The organism is Streptomyces sp. M-16, assembly GCF_052114405.1.
In the GTDB taxonomy this organism is placed as follows: domain Bacteria; phylum Actinomycetota; class Actinomycetes; order Streptomycetales; family Streptomycetaceae; genus Streptomyces.
In genome coordinates, this window is sequence record NZ_JBFRER010000317.1 from 1 (window position 1) to 664 (window position 664).

General features: G+C 67.7%; 1 protein-coding gene and 1 pseudogene. One reads left to right on the top strand and one right to left on the bottom strand.

What is annotated here, in order from left to right:
• The coding region (locus AB4039_RS42330; protein ID WP_442273323.1) for an FG-GAP repeat domain-containing protein at positions 1–388 on the top strand (388 nt) is incomplete at its 5' end.
• Between the two features lie 90 nt (positions 389–478).
• On the opposite strand, the pseudogene AB4039_RS42335 reads toward AB4039_RS42330, so the two are convergent.
• A pseudogene (locus AB4039_RS42335) lies at positions 479–664 on the bottom strand (hypothetical protein); the annotation flags it as partial.

Here is a 664-nt window from a genome sequence, read left to right on the forward strand (position 1 = left end):
GGACTGGGGTGGCTGGGCCGCCACGCCGAACGTCAAGGTCATGTCCGGTGACCTCAACGGTGACGGCAAGACCGACCTCGCCCTCACCGGCGGCCCGGACTGGAACTGCCTGCCCGTCGCGATGTCCAAGGGCGACGGCAGCTTCAACGTCTCCTGCAATGCCCCCGGCATGGACTGGGGTGGCTGGGCCGCCACGCCGAACGTCAAGGTCATGTCCGGTGACCTCAACGGTGACGGCAAGACCGACCTCGCCCTCACCGGCGGCCCGGACTGGAMCTGCCTGCCYGTCGCGATGTCCAAGGGCGACGGCAGCTTCAACGTCTCCTGCAATGCCCCCGGCATGTCCTGGGGTGGCTGGGCGGCTGAGACCGGCGTGAAGGTCGTCTAGTGGGCACACTGACACACCGATGAGGAGGCCACCCCTCGGCTTGCCGAGGGGTGGCCTCCGGTACCACCGCGAACGAGGGGACGCCACATGCTACGGAAGCTGGATCGCGTTCCAGTCCCAGCCTGCGCTCGCGGGGATCGTGGTGCTGGAAGTGAAGGGCTGGATGTGGCCGGCGCCGTCAGCGAGGCCAGTGAACATCTTGATCGAGCCATCGCCGAAGCGGTACATCATCGCGAGGTCGCTGCGGCGGTCCCCGTTGAAGTCACCGGAGACGAG